Source organism: Tabrizicola aquatica (assembly GCF_002900975.1).
Taxonomy (GTDB): domain Bacteria; phylum Pseudomonadota; class Alphaproteobacteria; order Rhodobacterales; family Rhodobacteraceae; genus Tabrizicola; species Tabrizicola aquatica.
The window spans coordinates 331,151-350,955 of the sequence record NZ_PJON01000004.1 but is presented as its reverse complement, the minus strand read 5'-3'; the positions used below and the strand labels follow the sequence as shown (position 1 = coordinate 350,955).

16 protein-coding genes are annotated in these 19,805 nt (G+C 67.1%); 8 read left to right on the top strand and 8 right to left on the bottom strand.

Annotated features, from left to right (window positions below; all coding sequences use genetic code 11):
* Nucleotides 1-10 precede the first annotated feature (10 nt).
* Both CXR42_RS16200 and zapE read left to right on the top strand, forming a co-directional pair.
* Nucleotides 11-643 (top strand): VOC family protein, encoded by a 633-nt coding sequence (locus tag CXR42_RS16200; RefSeq protein WP_103258612.1) that lies wholly within the window; start codon nt 11-13, stop codon nt 641-643.
* Nucleotides 643-1,722 carry a cell division protein ZapE gene (gene zapE, locus CXR42_RS16195; RefSeq protein ID WP_103258611.1) on the top strand — a complete coding sequence of 360 codons (1,080 nt, stop codon included), beginning with the start codon at nt 643-645 and terminating at the stop codon, nt 1,720-1,722. The genes CXR42_RS16200 and zapE overlap by 1 nt, the downstream gene beginning before the upstream one ends.
* Before the next feature lie 3 nt (nt 1,723-1,725).
* Here the strand turns inward: zapE and CXR42_RS16190 are convergent, their stop codons facing one another.
* The 3 genes from CXR42_RS16190 to serB are packed head-to-tail and all read right to left on the bottom strand — an operon-like array spanning nt 1,726 to nt 3,882.
* Nucleotides 1,726-2,487, bottom strand: coding sequence for a TSUP family transporter (locus tag CXR42_RS16190; RefSeq protein ID WP_103258610.1), 762 nt, complete (start codon nt 2,485-2,487; stop codon nt 1,726-1,728).
* A 58-nt stretch (nt 2,488-2,545) separates the two neighbouring features.
* Entirely contained in the window at nt 2,546-3,013 is a 468-nt protein-coding gene (locus CXR42_RS16185) for a GNAT family N-acetyltransferase (RefSeq protein WP_103258609.1), read from the bottom strand.
* Complete coding sequence (gene serB, locus CXR42_RS16180) at nt 3,007-3,882, bottom strand: phosphoserine phosphatase SerB (RefSeq protein WP_103258608.1); 876 nt, start codon at nt 3,880-3,882, stop codon at nt 3,007-3,009. Before serB ends, CXR42_RS16185 begins: the two co-directional genes overlap by 7 nt.
* Before the next feature lie 154 nt (nt 3,883-4,036).
* On the opposite strand from serB, the gene CXR42_RS16175 reads away from it, so the two are divergent.
* From CXR42_RS16175 to CXR42_RS16160, 4 genes are all read left to right on the top strand, one after another.
* Nucleotides 4,037-5,194 (top strand): phosphoserine transaminase, encoded by a 1,158-nt coding sequence (locus CXR42_RS16175; protein ID WP_103258607.1) that lies wholly within the window; start codon nt 4,037-4,039, stop codon nt 5,192-5,194.
* Nucleotides 5,195-5,285: 91 nt separating this feature from the next.
* Complete coding sequence (gene serA / locus CXR42_RS16170; protein WP_103258652.1) at nt 5,286-6,878, top strand: phosphoglycerate dehydrogenase; 1,593 nt, start codon at nt 5,286-5,288, stop codon at nt 6,876-6,878.
* 43 nt (nt 6,879-6,921) lie between these two features.
* Nucleotides 6,922-7,512: a dimethylsulfonioproprionate lyase family protein gene (locus CXR42_RS16165; RefSeq protein WP_103258606.1), complete on the top strand. Its 591-nt coding sequence runs from the start codon at nt 6,922-6,924 to the stop codon at nt 7,510-7,512.
* A gap of 81 nt (nt 7,513-7,593) precedes the next feature.
* Nucleotides 7,594-8,331 carry a metallophosphoesterase gene (locus CXR42_RS16160; protein ID WP_103258605.1) on the top strand — a complete coding sequence of 246 codons (738 nt, stop codon included), beginning with the start codon at nt 7,594-7,596 and terminating at the stop codon, nt 8,329-8,331.
* Here CXR42_RS16160 and CXR42_RS16155 read toward each other — a convergent pair.
* Complete coding sequence (locus tag CXR42_RS16155) at nt 8,328-8,549, bottom strand: hypothetical protein (protein WP_103258604.1); 222 nt, start codon at nt 8,547-8,549, stop codon at nt 8,328-8,330. The genes CXR42_RS16160 and CXR42_RS16155 overlap by 4 nt on opposite strands.
* A complete protein-coding gene (locus CXR42_RS16150; protein ID WP_103258603.1) occupies nt 8,546-8,983 on the bottom strand; it encodes a hypothetical protein in 438 nt (145 codons plus the stop codon). The genes CXR42_RS16155 and CXR42_RS16150 overlap by 4 nt, the downstream gene beginning before the upstream one ends.
* 52 nt (nt 8,984-9,035) lie before the next feature.
* Between CXR42_RS16150 and CXR42_RS16145 the strand changes: the two genes are divergently transcribed.
* Nucleotides 9,036-9,596 carry a DUF2585 domain-containing protein gene (locus tag CXR42_RS16145; RefSeq protein WP_103258602.1) on the top strand — a complete coding sequence of 187 codons (561 nt, stop codon included), beginning with the start codon at nt 9,036-9,038 and terminating at the stop codon, nt 9,594-9,596.
* A 57-nt stretch (nt 9,597-9,653) separates the two neighbouring features.
* On the opposite strand, the gene CXR42_RS16140 is transcribed toward CXR42_RS16145, so the two are convergent.
* On the bottom strand, nt 9,654-10,754 hold the full coding sequence (locus CXR42_RS16140) for an MFS transporter (protein WP_103258601.1): 1,101 nt from the start codon (nt 10,752-10,754) through the stop codon (nt 9,654-9,656).
* A 130-nt stretch (nt 10,755-10,884) separates the two neighbouring features.
* Here CXR42_RS16140 and bktB point away from each other — a divergent pair, with 130 nt between their 5' ends.
* Nucleotides 10,885-12,042, top strand: a complete 1,158-nt coding sequence (gene bktB / locus CXR42_RS16135; protein WP_103258600.1) for a beta-ketothiolase BktB — start codon at nt 10,885-10,887, stop codon at nt 12,040-12,042.
* 31 nt (nt 12,043-12,073) lie between these two features.
* Here bktB and pbpC read toward each other — a convergent pair whose 3' ends face one another.
* Together pbpC and CXR42_RS16125 are read right to left on the bottom strand one after the other, a co-directional pair.
* Nucleotides 12,074-14,116 carry a penicillin-binding protein 1C gene (gene pbpC, locus CXR42_RS16130; protein WP_103258651.1) on the bottom strand — a complete coding sequence of 681 codons (2,043 nt, stop codon included), beginning with the start codon at nt 14,114-14,116 and terminating at the stop codon, nt 12,074-12,076.
* 121 nt (nt 14,117-14,237) lie between these two features.
* Complete coding sequence (locus CXR42_RS16125; protein WP_103258599.1) at nt 14,238-19,685, bottom strand: alpha-2-macroglobulin family protein; 5,448 nt, start codon at nt 19,683-19,685, stop codon at nt 14,238-14,240.
* Between the last annotated feature and the right edge of the window lie 120 nt (nt 19,686-19,805).

The window sequence follows — 19,805 nt, the reverse complement described above, 5'->3', positions numbered from 1 at the left end:
GGGGCTGACGGTGCTGGTTCCTGAACTTACCCTGCAATCGCCTGAAACTGGGGCCAAGGTTCTGGAGAGTTTCGGCTTTCAGTCTGATGGCGGGCTTTGGCGGCTGAGCTCGCAATCGCTGCGGCTGGTCGAGGGGCAGCCGCAGGGTCATGGCCGGATCGACCATCTGGCGCTGACGGTCCCGGATATCGACGCGGCGGTGGCGGCGCTGGCCGCGAAAGGGATTGCGCTGGATGCAGCGATCACTCCCAAGGGGCCAGAACTGATCCCGGAATTCTGGGAGGACGGCCTCCGCTTCGTCTACCTGGCCGGCCCCGAAGGCGCCCGGATCGAGTTGTGCCAGCGCGTCACCGGGGCACCGGCAGCGGTCGGGCACGACCATGTCGGCATCCCCTGCCATGACCTTGTGGCCATGCAGGACTTCTTCGTCACACAAGGTGCGCGCCTGACGGCCGCCGTGAACCTGCAGCGCCCCGAGGGCGTGATCCCCGTCCGCTTTCTTGCCTTCCACGGCGCGGTGATCGAGCTTTTCCAACCCCCCTCGGCCCCGCGTGCGGTACAGGGGCTGTGGTCGCGGCTGCTTGTCGCCGGGCTGTCCGCCCCGATCCAGGGCCCCGAGGACCTGATCCTCGCCCCCTTGTGATGCGCCGGACCTTGACCGAAATCTATGAGGCCCGGGTGGCAGAGGGGACCCTGCGGCCCGACCCGGCCCAACACGCCGTCCTGGCCCCGCTGGAGGCCATCCGCCTGTGGCTGGAAGAGAACGCGACCCGCCGTGTCGGGCTGTTCGCGGGCCTGTTCGCCCGGCCGATCACCCCGCCGAAGGGCATGTATCTGTGGGGCGGGGTCGGGCGCGGCAAGTCCATGCTGATGGACCTTTTTACCGAGGCCACGGCGATCCCGCAAAAGCGCCGGGTGCATTTCCACGCCTTCATGCAAGAGATCCAGCGCGGCATTCACGCCGCCCGCAAGCAGGGGGTCGAGGACCCCTTGGCCCCGGTGGCCGAGGCGGTGATCCGTGAGGTCCGGCTTCTGGCTTTTGACGAGATGCAGATCACCGACATCGCCGATGCGATGATCGTGGGCCGCCTGTTCGAAAAGCTGTTCGCGGCGGGGGTAGTGGTGGTTACTACTTCGAACCGGCCGCCCAAGGACCTGTACCTGAACGGCCTCAACCGTGGCATCTTCCTGCCCTTCATCGCGATGCTGGAGGACCGGCTGCAAGTGGTGGAACTGGAAAGCCCCACCGACTATCGCCAGCATCGTCTCGCGGGGGCGCAGGTCTATTTCCACCCGGCCCGCAGCGCCACGACGCAGATCGCCGCGATCTGGACCGACCTGACCGGCGGCGCCCCGGCCGCCCCCCTGACTCTGCAGGTCAACGGCCGCGAATTGGTTCTGCCGCGCTTTGCCAACGGCATCGGGCGGGCAACCTTCTGGGACCTTTGCGCCAAGCCCCTTGGACCTGCGGACTATCTGGCCATTGCCCAGGCCCTGCGGGTTCTGATCCTGGAGGATATCCCGCAGCTTTCGGCCGAAAACTACAACGAGGCCAAGCGGTTCGTCACGCTGATCGACGCGCTTTACGAGGCGAAGGTTCGCCTGATCGCCTCGGCCGCGGATATGCCCGAACGGTTGTATCTGGAAGGCACCGGCGCCTTCGAATTCGAGCGCACCGCCAGCCGCCTGCGCGAGATGCAGGCCGCCGACTGGGGCGTCTAGCTCCTAGCCCAGGGCCTGCCACAAAAGCCGCAGCGCCATCGCGGTCGAGGTGAAAACCAGCAGCGGTTTGATCAGCCGCGCTCCGCCCTTCATCGCCAGCCGCGCCCCCAGCGATGCCCCTGCGACCTGCGCCGCCGCCATGGCCAGCCCCACCGCCCACCACATCGCGCCCGACGGGATAAACACGACAAGCGAGCCGATGTTCGAGGCAAAGTTCAGCATCTTGGTATGCGCCGTCGCCTTCAGCACGCCGTAGCCCGCCAGAAGAACGAAGCCCATCATGAAGAAGGACCCGGTGCCCGGCCCGAAGAACCCGTCATAGGCCGCAATCGCTGGCACCGCCGTCACGGCAAAGACTGCCGGTTTGATGCGCTGGGCGCGGGCATCATCGGACAGGCCGGGTTTCAGTGCAAAGAAGGCCGCAACGCCGATCAGCACGACCGGCATGATGACCCGCAGGACTTCGGCCGGGATCAGATGCGCCACCATTGCCCCAGCCGCGCCGAAAACGGCACTGATCGCGGCCATCCCAAGCTGATCCTGAGGCCGGACATGGCCCGCACGGGCGTACGTCAGCATCGCCGTCCCCGCCCCGAAGGTGCCCTGCAGCTTGTTCGTCGCCAGCGCCTCGACCGGCGAAGCACCCGCCAGAAGCAGCGCCGGGACCGAGATCAACCCGCCCCCGCCCGCGATGCTGTCGATCAACCCGGCGCAGAAAGCCGCCAGGACCAGAAGCAGGGCAAGATGGGTGGCGACTTCGAACATTGCCACGGGTTGTCGCTGGTTCCCGCTGCGGGGGCAAGGGGGCCTGCCGCGCTGCCGGTCACAGCGTGAAGCGCCGGTGGACGCGGCCGACCTTGCGACCATCCGGCAGGGCAAAGTCGGGATCCTGGGCAAAGTCGACAAAGCCGATGCGGGCATAATAGGCCAGCCCCGGCACGTTGTCCGCCCGGATTGACGCCACGATCTCGCGCAGCTTCTTGGCCCGCAGCGTCTCGCAGGTCAGGGCAAACATCCGGGCGCCCGCGCCTTTTGCCTGAAGACCCGGCTGGACGAAGCTGCCGATATGCGCCTCGCCCTGCCAATGCGTGACCGACTGCCAGCCGATCACCCGATCGCCGTCCACCGCCACTACTGCGCTCAGGACGTCCGGGCCGTCGATGTAGTCGCGCCGCACCGCCTCGGCCGTCTTGGGCACCTCGTGCGCCGTCGTGCCGCCGACGGCGATCACCGCGTTCAGGATGTCGGCCATTGCTGTCGCATCATCGGGCGTTGCCAGTCGGATCAGCACGCGAACGCCTCGCGCGAATAGCCCTGCAGGTACAAAAGCGCGGTCAGATCGCCGTGGTTCACGCGGACCTCGCACTGGGCTTGCACCCTGGGCTTGGCGTGCAGCGCCACGCCCGTCCCGGCCGCCAGCAACATCGGCAGGTCGTTCGCCCCGTCCCCGACCGCCAAAGCCTTGGCCGGAGTGATCCCCAACTGCGCCGTGATCTCGTTCAAGGCCTGCAGCTTCGCCTCCTTGCCAAGGATCGGCTCGGCCACGGTTCCGGCAAGCGCACCACCTTCGACATGCAGCGTGTTCGCCCGGTTTTCGTCAAATCCAAGTTGCGCGGCCACCGCCGCCGTGAAGGCCGTGAACCCACCCGAGACCAGGGCCGCATAGGCGCCGTTCGCCTTCATCGTCGCCAGAAGGACCTTACCCCCCGGCATCAGCGTGATCCGGTCGCGCAGGACCTGGGCGATCACGCCCTCGGGCAGGCCCTTCAAGAGGCCAACCCTCTCGCGCAGGGCACCCTCGAAGTCCAACTCGCCATTCATCGCCCGCGCCGTGATGTCGGCCACGCGCGCGCCCACCCCGGCCTCGTCCGCCAACTCGTCGATGCATTCCTGGCGGATCATCGTCGAATCCATGTCGGCGATCAGAAGGCGCTTCTTCCGGCCCTCGGCCTTCTGCACCACCATGTCCACGCGGAGTGCTTGCAGGCCCTCCCAGACCTCCCAACGGTTCTGTGGCACCGCTTCAAGATCGAACTCTGCCGCCACTCCGGGATCCAGCCACCGCGCCTCGCCACCGCCCCAGGCGTTGCGCAGGGATTCGACCGTCACCCGCTCCAGCACCGGGGTTTCGGGGTTGGTCAGAAGCGTGACGACATGCATGGGGCAGGTTTCCGATAGTGAACACGGGTGTCGCTTTTTCGCGACGATGCGGCGCATTAGCGCGATTTTTCCGCTTGCGCCAGAGCGGCCGGGTCTTTAGCCAAGGCGGCGGGACACCCTTCCCCAACGAAGGGCTTTTAGCTGGAAGGCTACCATGACAGACCTGACCCCGCCGGCCAAGCGCCCGGCCAATCCGCGCTTCTCTTCTGGCCCCTGCGCCAAGATCCCCGGTTATTCCCTCGACATGCTCAGCGATGCGCCCCTTGGCCGCTCGCACCGTGCCGCCGTCGGCAAGGCCAAGCTGAAAGAGGCGATCGACCTTACCCGCGAGATCCTTGGCGTGCCCGCCGACTACCGGATCGGCATCGTTCCCGCCTCCGACACCGGCGCTGTGGAAATGGCGATGTGGTCGCTGCTGGGTGCCCGCCCGGTCGAGATGTTGGCCTGGGAATCGTTCGGCGAAGGCTGGGTCACGGACGTGGTCAAGCAGCTGAAACTGGACGCCAAGGTCCGCATCGCGCCCTATGGGCAGATCGTGGATTTCGCTCAGGTCGATTTCGACAAGGACGTCGTTTTCACCTGGAACGGCACCACCTCGGGCGTCCGCCTGCCGAACGGCGATGCGATCCCGGCGAACCGCGCGGGCCTGACGATCTGCGACGCAACCAGCGCCGCCTTCGCGATGGACCTGCCGTGGGACAAGCTCGACGTCACCACCTTCTCCTGGCAGAAGGTCCTGGGCGGCGAGGGCGCGCATGGCGTCATCATCCTGTCGCCCCGCGCTGTTGAACGCCTGGAGACGTATGTCCCCGCCTGGCCGCTGCCGAAAATCTTCCGGCTGACCGCCAAGGGCAAGCTGATCGAAGGCATCTTCGCGGGTGAGACGATCAACACCCCCTCGATGCTGGCGAACGAGGATTACCTCGTCGCGCTGAAATGGGCCAAGTCCATCGGCGGCCTTCAGGGCCTGATTGCCCGCGCAACTGCCAACGCCAAGGTCGTCCACGACTTCTGCGCCGCGAACCCCTGGATCGCGAACCTGGCCGAGGACCCTGCGACGGCCTCGACCACCTCGGTCTGCCTCAAGTTCACCGACCCCCGCATCACCGACGGTGAGGTTTTTGCCAAGGCCGTCGCCAAGCGGATCGAGAAGGCCGGCGCGGGCTTCGACATGGGCGCCTATCGCGACGCGCCTCCGGGCCTGCGCATCTGGTGCGGCTCGACGGTCGAGACGGCGGACGTCCAGGACCTGATGCCCTGGATCGCCCACGCCTTCCACGCCGAGATCGCGGCGCTGGCGCAGGCTGCCTGACTAACGGCGGTGCGTGCAGGCACGCACCCTACCCATTCCCCCATACCGCAGGGTGCGTGATTTCACGCACCATCCGCAAAGGATGATCCCCATGCCCAAAGTCCTCGTTTCCGACGAACTCTCCGAAACCGCCGTCCAGATCTTCCGCGACCGCGGAGTCGAGGTCGACTACCTGCCCAAACTCGGCAAGGACAAGGATGCCCTCGCTGCCGTCATCGACCAGTATGACGGCCTTGCCATCCGCTCTGCCACCAAGGCCACCGAGAAGCTTCTGGAGAAAGCCACGAAGCTGAAGGTCATCGGCCGCGCCGGGATCGGGGTCGACAACGTCGATATCCCCGCCGCCTCCAAGAAGGGCGTCATCGTGATGAACACGCCCTTCGGCAACTCGATCACCACGGCGGAGCATGCCATCGCCATGATGTTCGCTGTTGCCCGGCAGATCCCCGAGGCGAACGCCTCCACCCACGCCGGAAAGTGGGAAAAGTCCAAGTTCATGGGGGTCGAGCTTTTCAACAAGACCCTCGGCGTCATCGGGGCGGGCAACATCGGCGGTATCGTCTGCGACCGCGCGGTGGGTCTGCACATGAAGGTCGTGGCCTATGACCCCTTCCTGTCCGACGAACGTGCCAAGCAGCTGGGCGTCACCAAGGTCGACCTTGACGAGCTTCTCGCCCGCGCCGACTTCATCACTCTGCACGTCCCGCTCACCGACAAGACCCGCAACATCCTGTCGAAGGACAATCTCGCCAAGACCAAGAAGGGCGTCCGCATCATCAACTGCGCGCGCGGCGGGCTGATCGATGAATCTGCCCTCCTTGACGCGCTGAACGCAGGCCATGTCGCAGGCGCCGCGTTGGACGTGTTCGAGGTGGAACCCGCCAACGAGAACCCGCTTTTCAACCACCCCAACGTCGTCTGCACCCCGCACCTCGGCGCCTCCACGACCGAGGCGCAGGAGAACGTCGCCCTCCAGGTGGCTGAGCAGATGTCGGATTACCTCCTGACCGGCGCCGTGCAGAACGCGTTGAACATGCCGAACGTCACCGCCGAAGAGGCGGCGGTCATGGGCCCCTGGATCAAGCTGGCCTCGCATCTCGGCAGCTTCATCGGCCAGATGACGGACGAGCCGATCAAGGCGATCAACATCCTCTATGACGGCACCGTCGCCGAGATGAACCTTGCCGCCCTGAACCAGGCGGTCATCGCAGGGGTGCTGAAAACGCAAAACCCGGACGTCAACCTCGTCTCGGCCCCCGTCGTGGCGAAGGAAAAGGGCATCCAGATCTCCACCACCCGGCAGGAAAAGACCGGGGTCTTCGATGCCTACATCAAGGTCACGATGGTCACCGACAAGCGGGAACGCTCGGTCGCCGGGACCTGCTTCAGCGATGGCAAGCCGCGCTTCATCCAGATCAAGGGCATCAACATCGACGCCGAGATCGGGCAGCACATGCTGTATACGACGAACGAAGACGTCCCCGGCATCATCGGCCTTCTGGGCATGACGATGGGCAAGAACAACGTCAACATCGCGAACTTCACCCTGGGTCGGTCGGGCGTGGGGCAGGATGCGATTGCGATCCTGTACCTTGACCAGCCGATCGACCCCAAGGTGATCGAGACGCTGGAGGGAACGGGCATGTTCTCCCAGGTCAAGGCCTTGCAGTTCGACGTGGCCTGACCCACCCTGCCTTGGCCGGGCGCCCCGCCTGGCCGAGGCAACCATGATCCTGTCAGACCTTCTTCTTTCGATCTCTGACCTGATGGCCGCCGAACCGCGCGCCGAGGCCGAGGCCACAGCCAACGCCCTGCGTGCGGGGGCAGACAGTGATCTGCTTTCACAGCCGCCTTCGACGCTCGCGACCGGCATCCAGCGCACCTGCCGACTTGCCGACGCGCATCCGATTGCCCGGCTTGTCGGCGCCGCGCAGCCTTGGCTGCCCTGGCAGGACAGCCCTGCCGCCTCCCTCCAGCCGACCGAACTTCGCGCCATCAAGTCCATCGTGACGCTGCTTGGCCCCGACGCCCCGATCAAATCCGGGGCCTTCCTCTTCGGCCTCTTCTACCAGGCCCCCGGCAGCTACTACCCGCTCCACGCGCATGAGGCGGCCGAGACCTATACGATCCTTGCGGGCAACGCCGACTGGCAGGCCGGCGACCGCCGCCTTGCCCTTTCCCCCGGTCAGGCGATCCACCACCCGCCGAACCTGCCGCACGCCATGCGCGCCGGGCCCGAGGGCTTTCTTGCCATGTGGCGCTGGTCCGGGGACATCAGCTTTGACAGTTACCGCGTGCTTCCCGACCCCCAGGCCTGATCCTCTTGCCCTTTCACATTTGCACAAATATCCCGGGGGTCCGGGGGGAGCACCCCCGGGGCCAGCCACAAGGATTGACCCATGCACATCTACGCCATCGGCGACATCCACGGTCACCTTGGCCTGTTGCAGGCGGCCCATGACCTGATCGCCGCCGACATGGCGCGCCATGGTCCGGGACAGGTGATCCACGTCGGCGACCTGGTGGACCGTGGCCCGGACAGCTGCGGCGTGGTCCGCTTCCTGATCGACGGATGTGCCGGGGGCGAGGACTGGGTGGTCCTGAAGGGCAACCATGACCGCATGTTCACCCGCTTTCTGCGCGACCCCTGGGACCCTGAACCGGGCTTGCGGGCCGAGCTTTCCTGGCTGCACCCGCGCCTGGGCGGAGCGGACACCTTGCGGTCTTACGGCGTGGCGAATGCCGGTGACCGCCCGGTCGAGAAGGTCCATGCCGAGGCGGTGCAGGCCGTGCCGACCAGCCACCTCGACTTCCTCGCAGCGCGGCCAACCCTGCATCAGGCGGGCGATGCCGCCTTTGTCCATGCCGGCATCCGCCCCGGTGTCCCGCTTGCCAACCAGACAGAGACCGATCTCGTGTGGATCCGCGATCCCTTCCTGCATGAGACGTCCAGCTTTGGTCCGCTGATCGTGCATGGCCACACCGCGCTGGACGCGGCCACGCATTACGGCAACCGGCTGAACCTGGACAGCGGGGCGGCCTATGGCGGGCCGCTTTCGGCCGTGGTGATCGAGGGCCGCGAGGCCGCACTTCTGACGCCCGCCGGGCGGCAGAAGCTCAGCGTTGTTGCCCCCTAGGGATGCTCGCGCCGTGCCAGGCGCTTTATCGACCGGCCGCCAAGATAGCCGAACAGCAGCACCGACATCAGCCCGATCTCGACAATGGCGGGGCCGGTGGGCAAGCCGCGCAGGAACAGGGCGAACAGCATCAGCGCCAGCCCGCCGGTGCTGAACCACAGCCAGAACCACAACTCGCCCCGGGTCGGGCCGAAACGCCAGGGGTTCTTTTCGGTCATTCCAACGCCTCCCTTGCCGCCGCGACGGTCCTGGTCGTGGCGGGCTGCATCCACACTTCACCACAATAGGGCTGGATGATGGAAGGCAAGTCCGGTCGCATGTCCGGGACGCGCGACGTCACCACCAGGCGGCCACCCCGCATCGCCCCGATCAGCACCCGGCCACGCGCCAGCACCTCGTGCGGCCCCTGCGCCATGCCTCGGTTCCAGATGAACGTGACCTCGTCCCCTGAGCGGCCCTTCAGCACCTCTTCCACGGCGACCGTCACCAGGGCGCCACCCAGCGGGCCACCAAGCTGCTCGTACGCCGTGACCTCGCCGATCAGAACCAGCTCAGCCCCGCCGATCTGCGCCATGTCGAACGGCTCCAGCACCGGGCAAGCCGACGCCCGACCTGCCGAAAGCACCGCCACGGTCAGGATTACCTTCCACATTCCATGCCTCATTCTTCTGGACGGCGCGTTCGCCGCGTGATTCCCTCGCGTCATGATCAGACGCCTCTCACCCACTGTTGTCGTGGTAGGGATTATCCTACTGACCGCTGCCTATCTGCTGCTGATTGGCCGAGAGCCGATCTGCAAGTGCGGCTATATCAGCCTGTGGCACGGCGAGGTGGTCAGCGCCGAGAACTCGCAGCACCTCACCGACTGGTACACCCCAAGCCACATCATCCACGGCTTTCTTTTCTTCGGTGCGCTCTGGCTGGTGGCGCGGCGGATGTCGCTGGGTTGGCGGTTGGCCATCGCCACGCTGGTCGAGTGCGCCTGGGAGATCGTCGAGAATTCGGACGCGGTGATCGAACGCTACCGGACGGTAACGATCTCGCTGGACTACTACGGCGACAGCGTCATCAACACGGTTTTCGACGTCTTTGCGATGATCCTGGGCTTCTGGCTAGCGGCAAAGCTGCCGGTCTGGGCCACGGTCGCCCTGATCATCCTGTTCGAGGTCGGAACAATGTGGATCATCCGCGACGGGCTGGCGCTGAATGTGCTGATGCTGCTTTACCCGTTGGACTGGATTGCCCAATGGCAGGCCGCGCGCTGAACCCCCGGAAATCGCACGATTTCCGCACCGGAATTCTTCTGCAGAATTCCGCCGTGGTCACACCCGCATGTGCCGCAGGGACATCAGCGCCGCCGCTGTCAGCGCCAGTGTGACGCCTGCCAGGATCCAGAAGAACCCCCGCTCTCCCATGTTGGCCATCAGCGGCGCCAACATCAGCGGCGCGCCGATGCCCCCGACAAGGCCCGAGGCGATGATCGTCGGCGGCACCCGGATATCGTCGCCCATCTTGCCGCTGGCGGTGACATAGAAGCCCGGGAAGAACAGCCCCGCCGGCGCGCCGATGGCCACGAAGAACAGGGCCGGCGACAGGAAGACGGCACCCAGGGCGCATAGGGCCGTTACCGCAACGGCGCCGGTGAACAACAGGAAGGGCGCGATCCGGTGGGCCACGAAGATCAGCACCACCCGCGCGACCAGGAACACGACGAAAAAGGCAGACAGAAGCTCGGCCGCCCTGGCCTCGGTGATGCCGGCGCGGATCAGGGCCGTCGGGCCCAACCCGATCAGGCAGGCCTCCAGTCCGATGGCCACGGCACCAAAGGCCATGATCCCCCAATGCGGCCGGAAGGCGCGGGCCTCGCCCGTGGGCGCCGCGCCTTCGCGACCCGCCGCGCCGGCGAACAGCCAGATCACGGCGGCCAGGGCTGCCGTCAGGCCGAAGGACCACCGCGGATCGCTGCCAAGGGCGACGAAGATCAACGGCGCCGCAATCGCACCGACGCCGAAGGTCGCGTTCAGCAGGCTCAACATCGACGGGCCGCGCGTGCCGAAGGCCCGCAAGACGCGTGGGTTGAACACTGCCGTGGACAACCCATAGCCAAGGCCGAACACCACCGCTCCGGCCACCGTGGCCCACCAGCCTGCCAATGCCGCGACCCCCGCCGCGCCCAGGGCCATGGCCGCCAGGGCATGGCGTGGCGTGATGCCGCCCCCGCGCACATACATGAGTGCCACGCCAACAAAGCAGCCCACCCAATGCGCCGAGACCAGGACACCCGCCTGCGCCTCGCTGACGGCGAAGATGCGCGAAAAGGCCGGCAAGGCGGGCCCATAAAGCGATTGCCCGGCACCCATCATCACGAAGGTGGCCACACCGGCGAACAAAAGCCCCGCATGGGCGCGGATCAGGTCTTTCAAGGCGGGCCTCCTGCTGGTCCGCCTCCCATCCTCCGGTCATCGGGCACTGTCAATGGCGGCCGTGACGCCACGTCGTCTCGGCAAGGGACCGGGATTGGTGCATGATGGGCGGCAAAAGCCGGAGGCCCCCATGACCGATATCCACATCCTTTCCGCTGCCCGCACCGCCATCGGTGGCTTTGGCGGCGCGCTTGCCGCCCTGCCGCCCATCGACATCGCAACCACGGCGGCCAAGGCGGCATTGGCCCGCGCAGGGGTCGAGGGTGCCCGGATCGGCCAGGTCGTCATGGGCCATGTCATCAACACCGAACCTCGCGACATGTATCTCAGCCGCGTCATGGCGATGAACGCCGGCATCCCCGAGACGACCCCGGCGATGAACGTCAACCGCCTCTGCGGCTCTGGCGCGCAGGCGGTGGTCTCGGCCGTCCAGGTCCTGATGCTGGGCGATGCCGAGATGGCGCTGGCGGGCGGGGCCGAGTGCATGAGCCGCTCGCCCTATATCCTGCCCGCCGCGCGCTTTGGGCAGAAGATGGGTGACACCCGCGCGCTTGACATGATGACCGGTGCGTTGACGTGCCCCTTTGGCACGGGCCACATGGGCGTGACGGCCGAGAACGTGGCCGCGCAGCACGGCATCAGCCGCGAAGAGCAGGATGCCTTTGCGCTGGAAAGCCAGACCCGCGCCGCCCGGGCGATTGCCGAGGGCCGGTTCGCGGACCAGATCGTTCCCATCGAGATCGGCGGGAAGAAGGGTCCGGTGACTTTCGCCACCGACGAACATCCAAAGGCCACCAGCGCCGAGGCGCTTGCCGGCTTGCGCCCCGCCTTTCAGAAGGAGGGCACGGTGACCGCTGGCAATGCCTCGGGCATCAATGATGGCGCGGCGGCGTTGGTTCTTTCGCGCAGCGCCAAGGGCAGCCGCGCCCGGATCATGGGCTATGCGCTGGCCGGGGTGGACCCAAAGGTCATGGGGCTTGGCCCGATCCCTGCCGTGCAGGCACTGTGCCGAAAGCTTGGCGTCACGCCGCAATCTTTCGACGTGGTGGAATCGAATGAGGCCTTCGCCGCCCAGGCCCTTGCCGTCTCCCGGGCGCTGGACCTGGACCCGGCCCGCGTGAACCCGAATGGCGGGGCGATTGCCCTGGGCCATCCGGTCGGCGCAACCGGTGCAATCCTGGTGGTGAAGGCCCTGCACGAGCTGGAACGGACCGGCGGCCGCACCGCTTTGATCACCATGTGCATCGGTGGCGGCCAAGGGATCGCCTTGGCCATCGAGCGCGCCTGAAAGGTCCGTAGGGTACGTGCTTGCACGCACCCTACCGAACGCGCACCTGTGACCGCGCCGACCGGCCCTCGGCGTCGATAACGCTCAGCGTCACGAAACCGGCGCCGGGCAGGGCCAGCATCGCCTCGCGCGATTCCAGACCGACCAGCACCGGCACCCCATCAGCCAGCCAGGTAAAGGGTGCGGTTCCTCCGGTCACCCGGACCTTCAGCCCTGCCGCCAGCAGTTCAACCTCTGCGCCATCGGGCGGGAAGGCCACGGCTGGCGCATCCGCCTCGGGGCCAAAGGCCGCTGACCGCGACCGGAAGCGCTGCAGGGGTTGCGGCAGTTCTGAATTGGCGACCAGCAGAGTCGCAGCCGGCGCCGCGCCCTGCGGATCAAGCTCGCGTTTCAACCGGTTGAACGCCTGGAACAGCACCGGCGCTGCCACGTCCGCCCCAAAGGCCCCGGGCACCGGCGTGCCATCCGCGCGGCCCATCCAGACCCCGATCACATGCTTGCCGTCAAAGCCGATCGCCCAGGCATCGCGGTGCCCGTAGGACGTCCCGGTCTTGTAGGCCAGCCGGTTGGGCGGCGCCCCTGGCGGTGGGGCCAGGCCGGCCAGAATATCGCCGACCTGCCAGGCGGCCACCTGCGAGATTACGCGCTGCCCCTCTGGCCCGCCCGCGTCGCGCCGCCAGGACAGGGGCCGTGCCACCCCACCCCGCGCGATGGCCGCGTAAAGCTGGACCATGTCGGTCAGGCTGACGCCGACGCCGCCCAGGGCAATCGCCAGGCCAGGCTGGTTGCCGGGAAACACCGGCCGCATCCCGGCCTTCTCCATTGCCGAGATCAGTCGGGCTGGCCCCAGCGCCTCGGTCAGTTGTACCACCGGGATGTTGAGCGAAAGCTGCAACGCTTCGCGCAGGCGGATGGTGCCGCGATACAACCGGTCGAAATTCTGCGGCGCATAGGTGCCGAAGGTCATCGGCCGGTCGTCGATCATCGTCTCGGGATGGGCGAGCCCCTCGTCGAACGCCAGCGCATAGACCAATGGTTTCAGCGTCGATCCCGGCGAGCGCAGGGCCTGCGTCATGTCGACGAAGCCCTGCCGCAGATCGGCCCGATATCCCGCCGACCCCACGCTGGCCAGGATCTCGCCCGAGGCGTGGTCCGCGACCAGGATCGCGACCTGCAACTGCTCTCCGCGGCCTGCCACTGATTCCAACGCAAGGGTCTCCAGCGTTCCTTGCAGGGCGCCATCCAAAGTCAGGATGTGAAACGGCGCAGTCGGCAGCTCGGCCCTTGCCCGGTCGGCCAGATGCGGTGCCAGCGCGGGAAAGGGTTTGCGCAGCCCCGGAACCGCCTCGCGCAGGGCTGCTTCCGCCTCGTCGGGTTCGACCACCCCTTCGGACACGACACGGGCCAGGACCCGGTTGCGCGCAGCCTCGGCCCGGTCGGCGGCTCGGTCGGGGCGACGGCTTTCGGGGGACTGCGGGATCGCCACCAGCAGGGCCGCTTCGGCCGGGGTCAAACGGCGCGGCTCCTTGCCGAAATAGCTGATCGAGGCGGCACGGACCCCCTCAAGGTTTCCGCCGAACGGCGCCAGGTGCAAGTAAAGCTGCAGGATCTGGTCCTTGGACAGCCGCCGCTCCAGCGCCAGCGCAACCCGCATCTGGCGCAACTTCCCCGCAACCTGGCCCGTCGTGCCCTCTTCCAGCAGGCGGGCGACCTGCATGGTCAGGGTCGAACCGCCGGAAACCACGCGCCCGTTCCACAGCGCCTGCACGACCGCCCGCAGCATCGACCGCGCGTCCACGCCCTGATGCCTGCGAAAACGCTTGTCCTCATAGGCCAGCAGCATCTCCAGATACAGCGGGTCGACCTTGTCGGGCGGCAGGGCCAGGCGCCAGCGGCCGTCCGCCACCGTAAAGGCCCGCAACAATGCGCCATTGCGGTCCAGCACTTCGATCGAGGTCGCGACCACCAGCGGCGGCAGGACCGTCGCATCGATCCAGGCGTCGAACCGGTCACGGCCCAGGCCAGCCAGCCATAGGCCCAGGACAAGGGCCACCAGCCACCGCGCGCGGATCACCCTGGGCTGCTCGTCGAGCACTTCGTGCACTCCTCGCCTTCGTCCCCGACGCGACGTGACCCAGGAAGGCCATCCGCACCCCCCTCCGCAGAAGGGGGTACGTCTGCTTGGCGCAGCCCGGTCACGGCAGGATCGTCAGCGCGCCCGTCTCGCTGCGCGCCCGGAAATCCGGGCGATACATGTCCTCGACCAAGGCTGCCGGGTGGTGGAAAGTGCCCGGGCTGACGGCGCGCACCACATAGGCCAGGCGGAACGGCTGGTCGGAGCGCCAGTCGATTGCCGTCAGGAAGCGGTCTTGCCGGAACTCGGCATGGGCCACGTCCTGTATCGTGTCCAGCCATGACAGCTCCGAGGTCGAGCCTGCGGACATCAGGTTCGGGTTGTCGATCTCGAAACCCGCCGGAAGCGGATCGCTGACCATCAGCCGTGCCTCGCCATAGCTGAAGGGGGTGATCTCCAGGACCGTCACCAGCCGCGTGCCGGCCGTCACACTGTCCAGCGCCACCGGATCGCCCGCCATCGTAAAGTAGCTGCGGGTGATGGCATAGCCGTTACCGCCCGCCGGTTCAGGGTCCGCCGGCACGCCGTAAGTCGTGACCGTGACCGTGGTATCCGGCCCGTCATTCCTTACCACCACCGGGGTCACCGACCCTGCATCAAGCACTCGCACCAGGGGGCCGTCTGCAGGTTGGCCGTCGATGGTCACCCCCTCGGCGCCCGGCCGGTCGATCAGCGCGTTGGTGGCCAGCAGCGCCCAGGTCGCCTCTTGGGTGGACAAGTTCGTGCCCTGCGCCGCCAGCCGATCCGTCAGCGCCTCACGGTCCACGGCCTGGCTTCCGGCCTCGACCGCCAGCGTCAAAAGCGCCGCCGCATCGCGGTAGCGCGTGCCATAGTCCACCCGCCAGATCTGGCCCGTCGCGGCCTCTTGCGCGGCCAGTTTCGCTGCCGCCTTGCGGAACAATGCATCCGCCCGGGTCTGGTCGCCATATGACGCCAAGGCCGCCGCCAGCTGCGCCTGCGCCAGCGGCGTGGCGAAATCGTCCGCCTTCACATCCGCATAGTAGCGCAGGTCCCCGATAGCCGCCGCGCCCTCACGCGCCAGCACCATCAGCGCATAGGCCAGCGCCTCGCCACCGCCGTTGGTCTCGGCGCTGAACTCCGGCGCATAGTTCACCTGATTGCGCAGGTTCGCCAGCGCGTTGCGGAACGCCAGGTCCGGCACCTGATAGCCCTGCGCCTTGGCCCGGCTCAGGAAGTCGGTGACATAGGCGTCCAGCCAGAAGTCGCCGTCATAGGCGCCCCACAGACCGAAGCCCCCGCTGGCGGCCTGGTTTGCCAGGATCTCCACCACCGCCTCGTCGATGCGCTGCTGGATGTTTTCGGCACCCTTCAGGTCCATCACGCGTGCCACTTCATCGAAGTACAGCAGCGGCAGCGCCCGGCTGGTCATCTGCTCGGTGCAGCCATAGGGATAGCGGTCCAGCGCCGCCAAAAGGCCCGGAGCGTTCAGACGGGCGATCGGGCCGACCGCCATCGTTGCCTTGCCCGACCCCGGGACCAGCCCCGCAAAGACATCGCCGTCAAAGGTGAAGCTCTGGCCGCTGGCCAACTCCAGCCGTGTGATCCGAGCGACCTCAGGGTCGTTCACCTGCACCGGGATGGTCAGCGTCTTATCCAGCACCTTGCCGTCCGGCGTGGTCAGGGAAATGTCGACGGTCTGCACCCCGACCGCCCCCGCTGTCAGCGGCACCTCAAACACCGCCTTGGCCTTGTCCCCAAGGTCAAAGCCCGAGGGCACCTCGCCCAAGGACAACCCGTTGGCCGTCACGTCCAGGCTCATCCGGCCCGACGGACCGGTGGCATGGACCACTTCCAGCAGCAACCGCGACGTATCGCCCGGCGACAGGAAGCGCGGGACCGAGGCTGTCACGACCACCGGATCGCGCACCAGCACGTCGGCGCTGGCCTGGCCGACCCCGGTTTTCGACCAGGCCACCGCCATCACCTTCACCGTCCCGTTAAAGCTGGGCAGGTCAAAGCTTGCCCGCGCATAGCCGTCCGCGCCCACTTCCACCGGGCCGGTGAAATAGGCCACCAGTTCCTCTGTGGGGGGCGGCGCCTGCAACCGTGCCTGCGCGCCCGCATCCCCGCCCGATCGGACCTCTCCGGTCGCGCCGTTCAGTCCGTCGATCAGCCGGCCATAGATGTCGCGGATGCCGACGCCCAACCGTCGCTGGCCGAAGTAATGCGCCTGCGGATCGGGGGCCTCGAACCCGGTCAGGTTCAGGATGCCAACGTCCACCGCAGCGATAGTGACATAGGCGGTCTCGCCAGCCGCCACGCCCTCGACCTTCACCGCCACGTCCAGTGGCCCGCGCGGCGCTGCCTCTGCCGCCATCTCGACGGTCGCGGTCAAGGCCCGCGCACCCGGGTCAATGCTGGCATGGGTCAGCCCCAGCGCCCGCGCCGGGTTCCGCCCAGCCGCCACGTCCATCGGCCGCAGGACCGTGGCGGTCACATAGACCCCCGCGCCCCATTCATCGGTCACGGGAAGCTGGATCAGGTTCTCGCCTTCCTTCACCTCCACCGCCTGCATGGCCACCAGCCGGTTCGACAGAACCGTCACCAGCGCCGTCCCCGCCGCGCGGGGCACGATCCGCAGCGTCGCGGTGTCCCCGGGCTTGTAGGCCGGCTTGTCCAGCGACAGTTCCAGCGTGTCAGGCGTCGCCGAGGCGTCGGCCGGCGCATACCAGCCTGCATAGAACTCCATCGACGTGGCGGCTTTTCCGCCATCCGCGGCGGTCACCAGAACCTCATAGGTCCCCCATGTGACATCCGCCGCAACCTCGACCGGAGCGGTGCCAAGCGTGGCTTCACCCTCGGCCACCACCGACCGGCTGACCACAGGCTCCCAACTCCAGTTGCCATAGCTTTGATACCACTGGTAATCGTATTCCACCCGGCTTACCGTCCACTTCACCGGCAGACCCACCAAGGCCTCGCGGGCATCGACCGCGATGATCTGGAACCGTGCTTCGCCGCCCTCGGGTGCGACGCCGTCGAACATCGGCTTCACCCCGATCATCGCTTCGGCCGACGTGACCGCCTTGGTCACCGACCGCTCGACCGGACGACCCGAGCCTTCGGCCACGCGCACCGTCACCCGTGCCTCCAGCGGGCGATGCGGGTCCTCGACCTGCGGCAGGGTGACCGGGATCACCGCATTGCCCGCCTCATCCGTCGCGCCGCCCTCCAACGCGGTCATCTGCGCGCTGAACGGCTGGTCATGGCGTCCAAAGACATAGCCGGGGAAAGCCTCCAGCCCCTCGGAAGCGCGCAAGAGAACTTCGCCCTCGATCGCAAGTCCCGCGCCCGGCGCGCCGAACAGATAGCGCGCGGCCACGGTCAGATCGACCGCCGACGCAGCCCCAACCGACAGCGGCGTGTCCGCTAGCGTCAGGTCAAAGTCGATGCGCTCGGGCAGAAAATCCTCGACCAGAAAGGTCCTGGATGTCAGCGCCGGGGCTTCCAGGTCGGCGAACATCTCCAGCCGCCAGACCCCGCGCGGGGCGCTCTCGGCGATGACCTGCGTAAAGACGTAGCCGCCGCCCCAATCGTTTACGACCGCCCGGGCGTATTCAACACCGTCGGGCCGTTTCCAGACCGCCGTCAGCGGCAAGCCCTCGACCGCCGCCTGTTGCGCATCCCGTGCCAGCGCGGTCACATACACCGTTTCGCCGGCGCGATAGGCCCCACGGTCGGTCGTCACGAACAGGTCCACGGGAGGAGCCGCCTCGCGGCCCTCGACCCCACGGTCGGACAGATCGAACTCCGGGTCGGTCAGCGACAGGAAGGCGATGTCTTGATCGGCTTCCTTCACCACCACCATCGCTGGCGCACTGCCACCCGTCCCCCGCGTCAGGCCCGCGTCGAACCGGGCATAGCCCTGGTCATCCGTCGTCGCCGTCCCCAGCACCGTATTGGCCCGGTTCAAGAGTTCCACCGTCACGCCCGGCTTGGCGCCCGCTGTCCCAAGGGACCGGACAAAGACATGCAGCCCGTCAACCCCGGTCATCGTGGTGACGCCAAGATCCGAAATCACGAACCACTGCCAGGCGGGCGCAATCGTATAGGGGTCCACCCCAGGCACAGCGGCCTTCAAGGCATAGATGCCCGCCGGCAGCCCCTCCAGCGCCTCACCCATCGGCAGGCGGGTGGTGACGTCCTTGTTCACCTCTTGGCTTACGGTGGCGGTCCCGGTCCAGAGGCTTTCGCCCACGGTGTCGGCGAAGTATTCCTCGGAATAGACGTTGATCGGCGCGCCGAAATAATAGTCCTGGACCGAGCGCAACAGGTTCCGGTCGGTCACGCGATACAGCGTCAGGTCCAGCTTTTCGGTGTTCACCGTCTCGACCGGCAGCGCGGGATCGCCCGCCTTCGGCAGCACATAACCCCGGCCGGGGAATTTCACCCCCGGCGCGCGGTCGCGGACGTATTGCGTGATCTCGACCGACTTCGCCATGGTCTGACCGTCGGCGGCCGGAAGCCCCTCGCGGAAAGTCACGCTATAGCGCTTGCCGTGCTCAAGCCCAGCCACGCAAAGCTGCCGCCAGCCGCCGTTTTCCACCGTCAGGCCCGCGTCGTTCAGTTGCACGAAGGTCGAATAATCGACGCCCGAAGCCACCAGATCCTCGCTGAACGTGGCGCAGATCCGCGGACGCGCCAGATCGGACTGCACCAGCGTCTCGGCGATGCGGAAGCCGTATTTGCCAATCGCGTCATCCAGCGCCGCCGCCGTATCGACCCGCTCTTGCAACGACTGCGCCAGCCGCAGCGCGCTGACGGTATCCCGGCCGCGACCGTTCCGCTCCAGCACCTCGCCCATCACCACCAGGATCGTGTGCCGCAGGGCCGGATTCTCGGCCCGCAGATAGGCGTTGATCGACGACGAGAACGCCTGACCCAGCCAGTAATACTGCTGGTTCTGGTCCGCCTTCGCCGCTTCAAGCTGCCGCCGCGCAAATTCGCCCCAGGTGGCCGCATCGTCCGTCAGGTTCAGCGCCGCCCCCGTAAAGGCCGCCGCCCCGGCCCAATCGCCGCGTCCCTCCGCTTCGGCCGCGGCTGCAAGATGCTCTTCGGCTGTCCAGGGTCCGGTGGCGTGCTGGCGACCCAGGCCCTGCGCCTGGTCAAAGGCCGGCGTGATGTCCCAGTCGGGCAGGAAGGCCAATTCCTTCCGCCGTTCCGCCGCCGCCGCCCGGATGCCCGCATCCGCCTCGATCACATAGGCCGAGAAGGCGCCCGCAAAGAACGTGCCCTCGCCGGGGCTGTTCTTCACGAAGCAGGACCCGTTCCTGGTATTGAACACATAGGCCGTGCAACGCGCGTTCGTCAGGCAGGCCCGTTCGCAAGCCTCGATAGTCGTGTCGAACACGCTGCCGATGTCGCCGCCAGGCAGATCCTGGTCCTGGGTGACGACCACCCGCCGCTCGGGAATCAGCTCTTGCGCCGAGACCCACCCGGAAATGCCGACAAATGCCGCAGTGATCGCGGCTTTCGCAAACCAATTCATTGAAAATGCCTCCATGGTGGATTGGCGGGAATCTCGCACGGGGTCGGCAGGCCTGGCAAGGCTGGTTCCCCCTATGGCGTTAAGTCTTGGTTCACTTCGATGCGGCAGGGTAGTCCCGGA

Bases quoted from the DNA above. Each gene is read 5' to 3' on its own strand.
- CXR42_RS16125 (WP_103258599.1), bottom strand. From the start codon at position 19,685: ATGAATTGGTTTGCGAAAGCCGCGATCACTGCGGCATTTGTCGGCATT.
- CXR42_RS16150 (WP_103258603.1), bottom strand. From the start codon at position 8,983: ATGTGGAAGGTAATCCTGACCGTGGCGGTGCTTTCGGCAGGTCGGGCG.
- serA (WP_103258652.1), top strand. From the start codon at position 5,286: ATGCCCAAAGTCCTCGTTTCCGACGAACTCTCCGAAACCGCCGTCCAG.
- CXR42_RS16175 (WP_103258607.1), top strand. From the start codon at position 4,037: ATGACAGACCTGACCCCGCCGGCCAAGCGCCCGGCCAATCCGCGCTTC.
- bktB (WP_103258600.1), top strand. From the start codon at position 10,885: ATGACCGATATCCACATCCTTTCCGCTGCCCGCACCGCCATCGGTGGC.
- CXR42_RS16165 (WP_103258606.1), top strand. From the start codon at position 6,922: ATGATCCTGTCAGACCTTCTTCTTTCGATCTCTGACCTGATGGCCGCC.
- CXR42_RS16160 (WP_103258605.1), top strand. From the start codon at position 7,594: ATGCACATCTACGCCATCGGCGACATCCACGGTCACCTTGGCCTGTTG.
- CXR42_RS16190 (WP_103258610.1), bottom strand. From the start codon at position 2,487: ATGTTCGAAGTCGCCACCCATCTTGCCCTGCTTCTGGTCCTGGCGGCT.
- CXR42_RS16155 (WP_103258604.1), bottom strand. From the start codon at position 8,549: ATGACCGAAAAGAACCCCTGGCGTTTCGGCCCGACCCGGGGCGAGTTG.
- zapE (WP_103258611.1), top strand. From the start codon at position 643: ATGCGCCGGACCTTGACCGAAATCTATGAGGCCCGGGTGGCAGAGGGG.
- CXR42_RS16145 (WP_103258602.1), top strand. From the start codon at position 9,036: ATGATCAGACGCCTCTCACCCACTGTTGTCGTGGTAGGGATTATCCTA.
- serB (WP_103258608.1), bottom strand. From the start codon at position 3,882: ATGCATGTCGTCACGCTTCTGACCAACCCCGAAACCCCGGTGCTGGAG.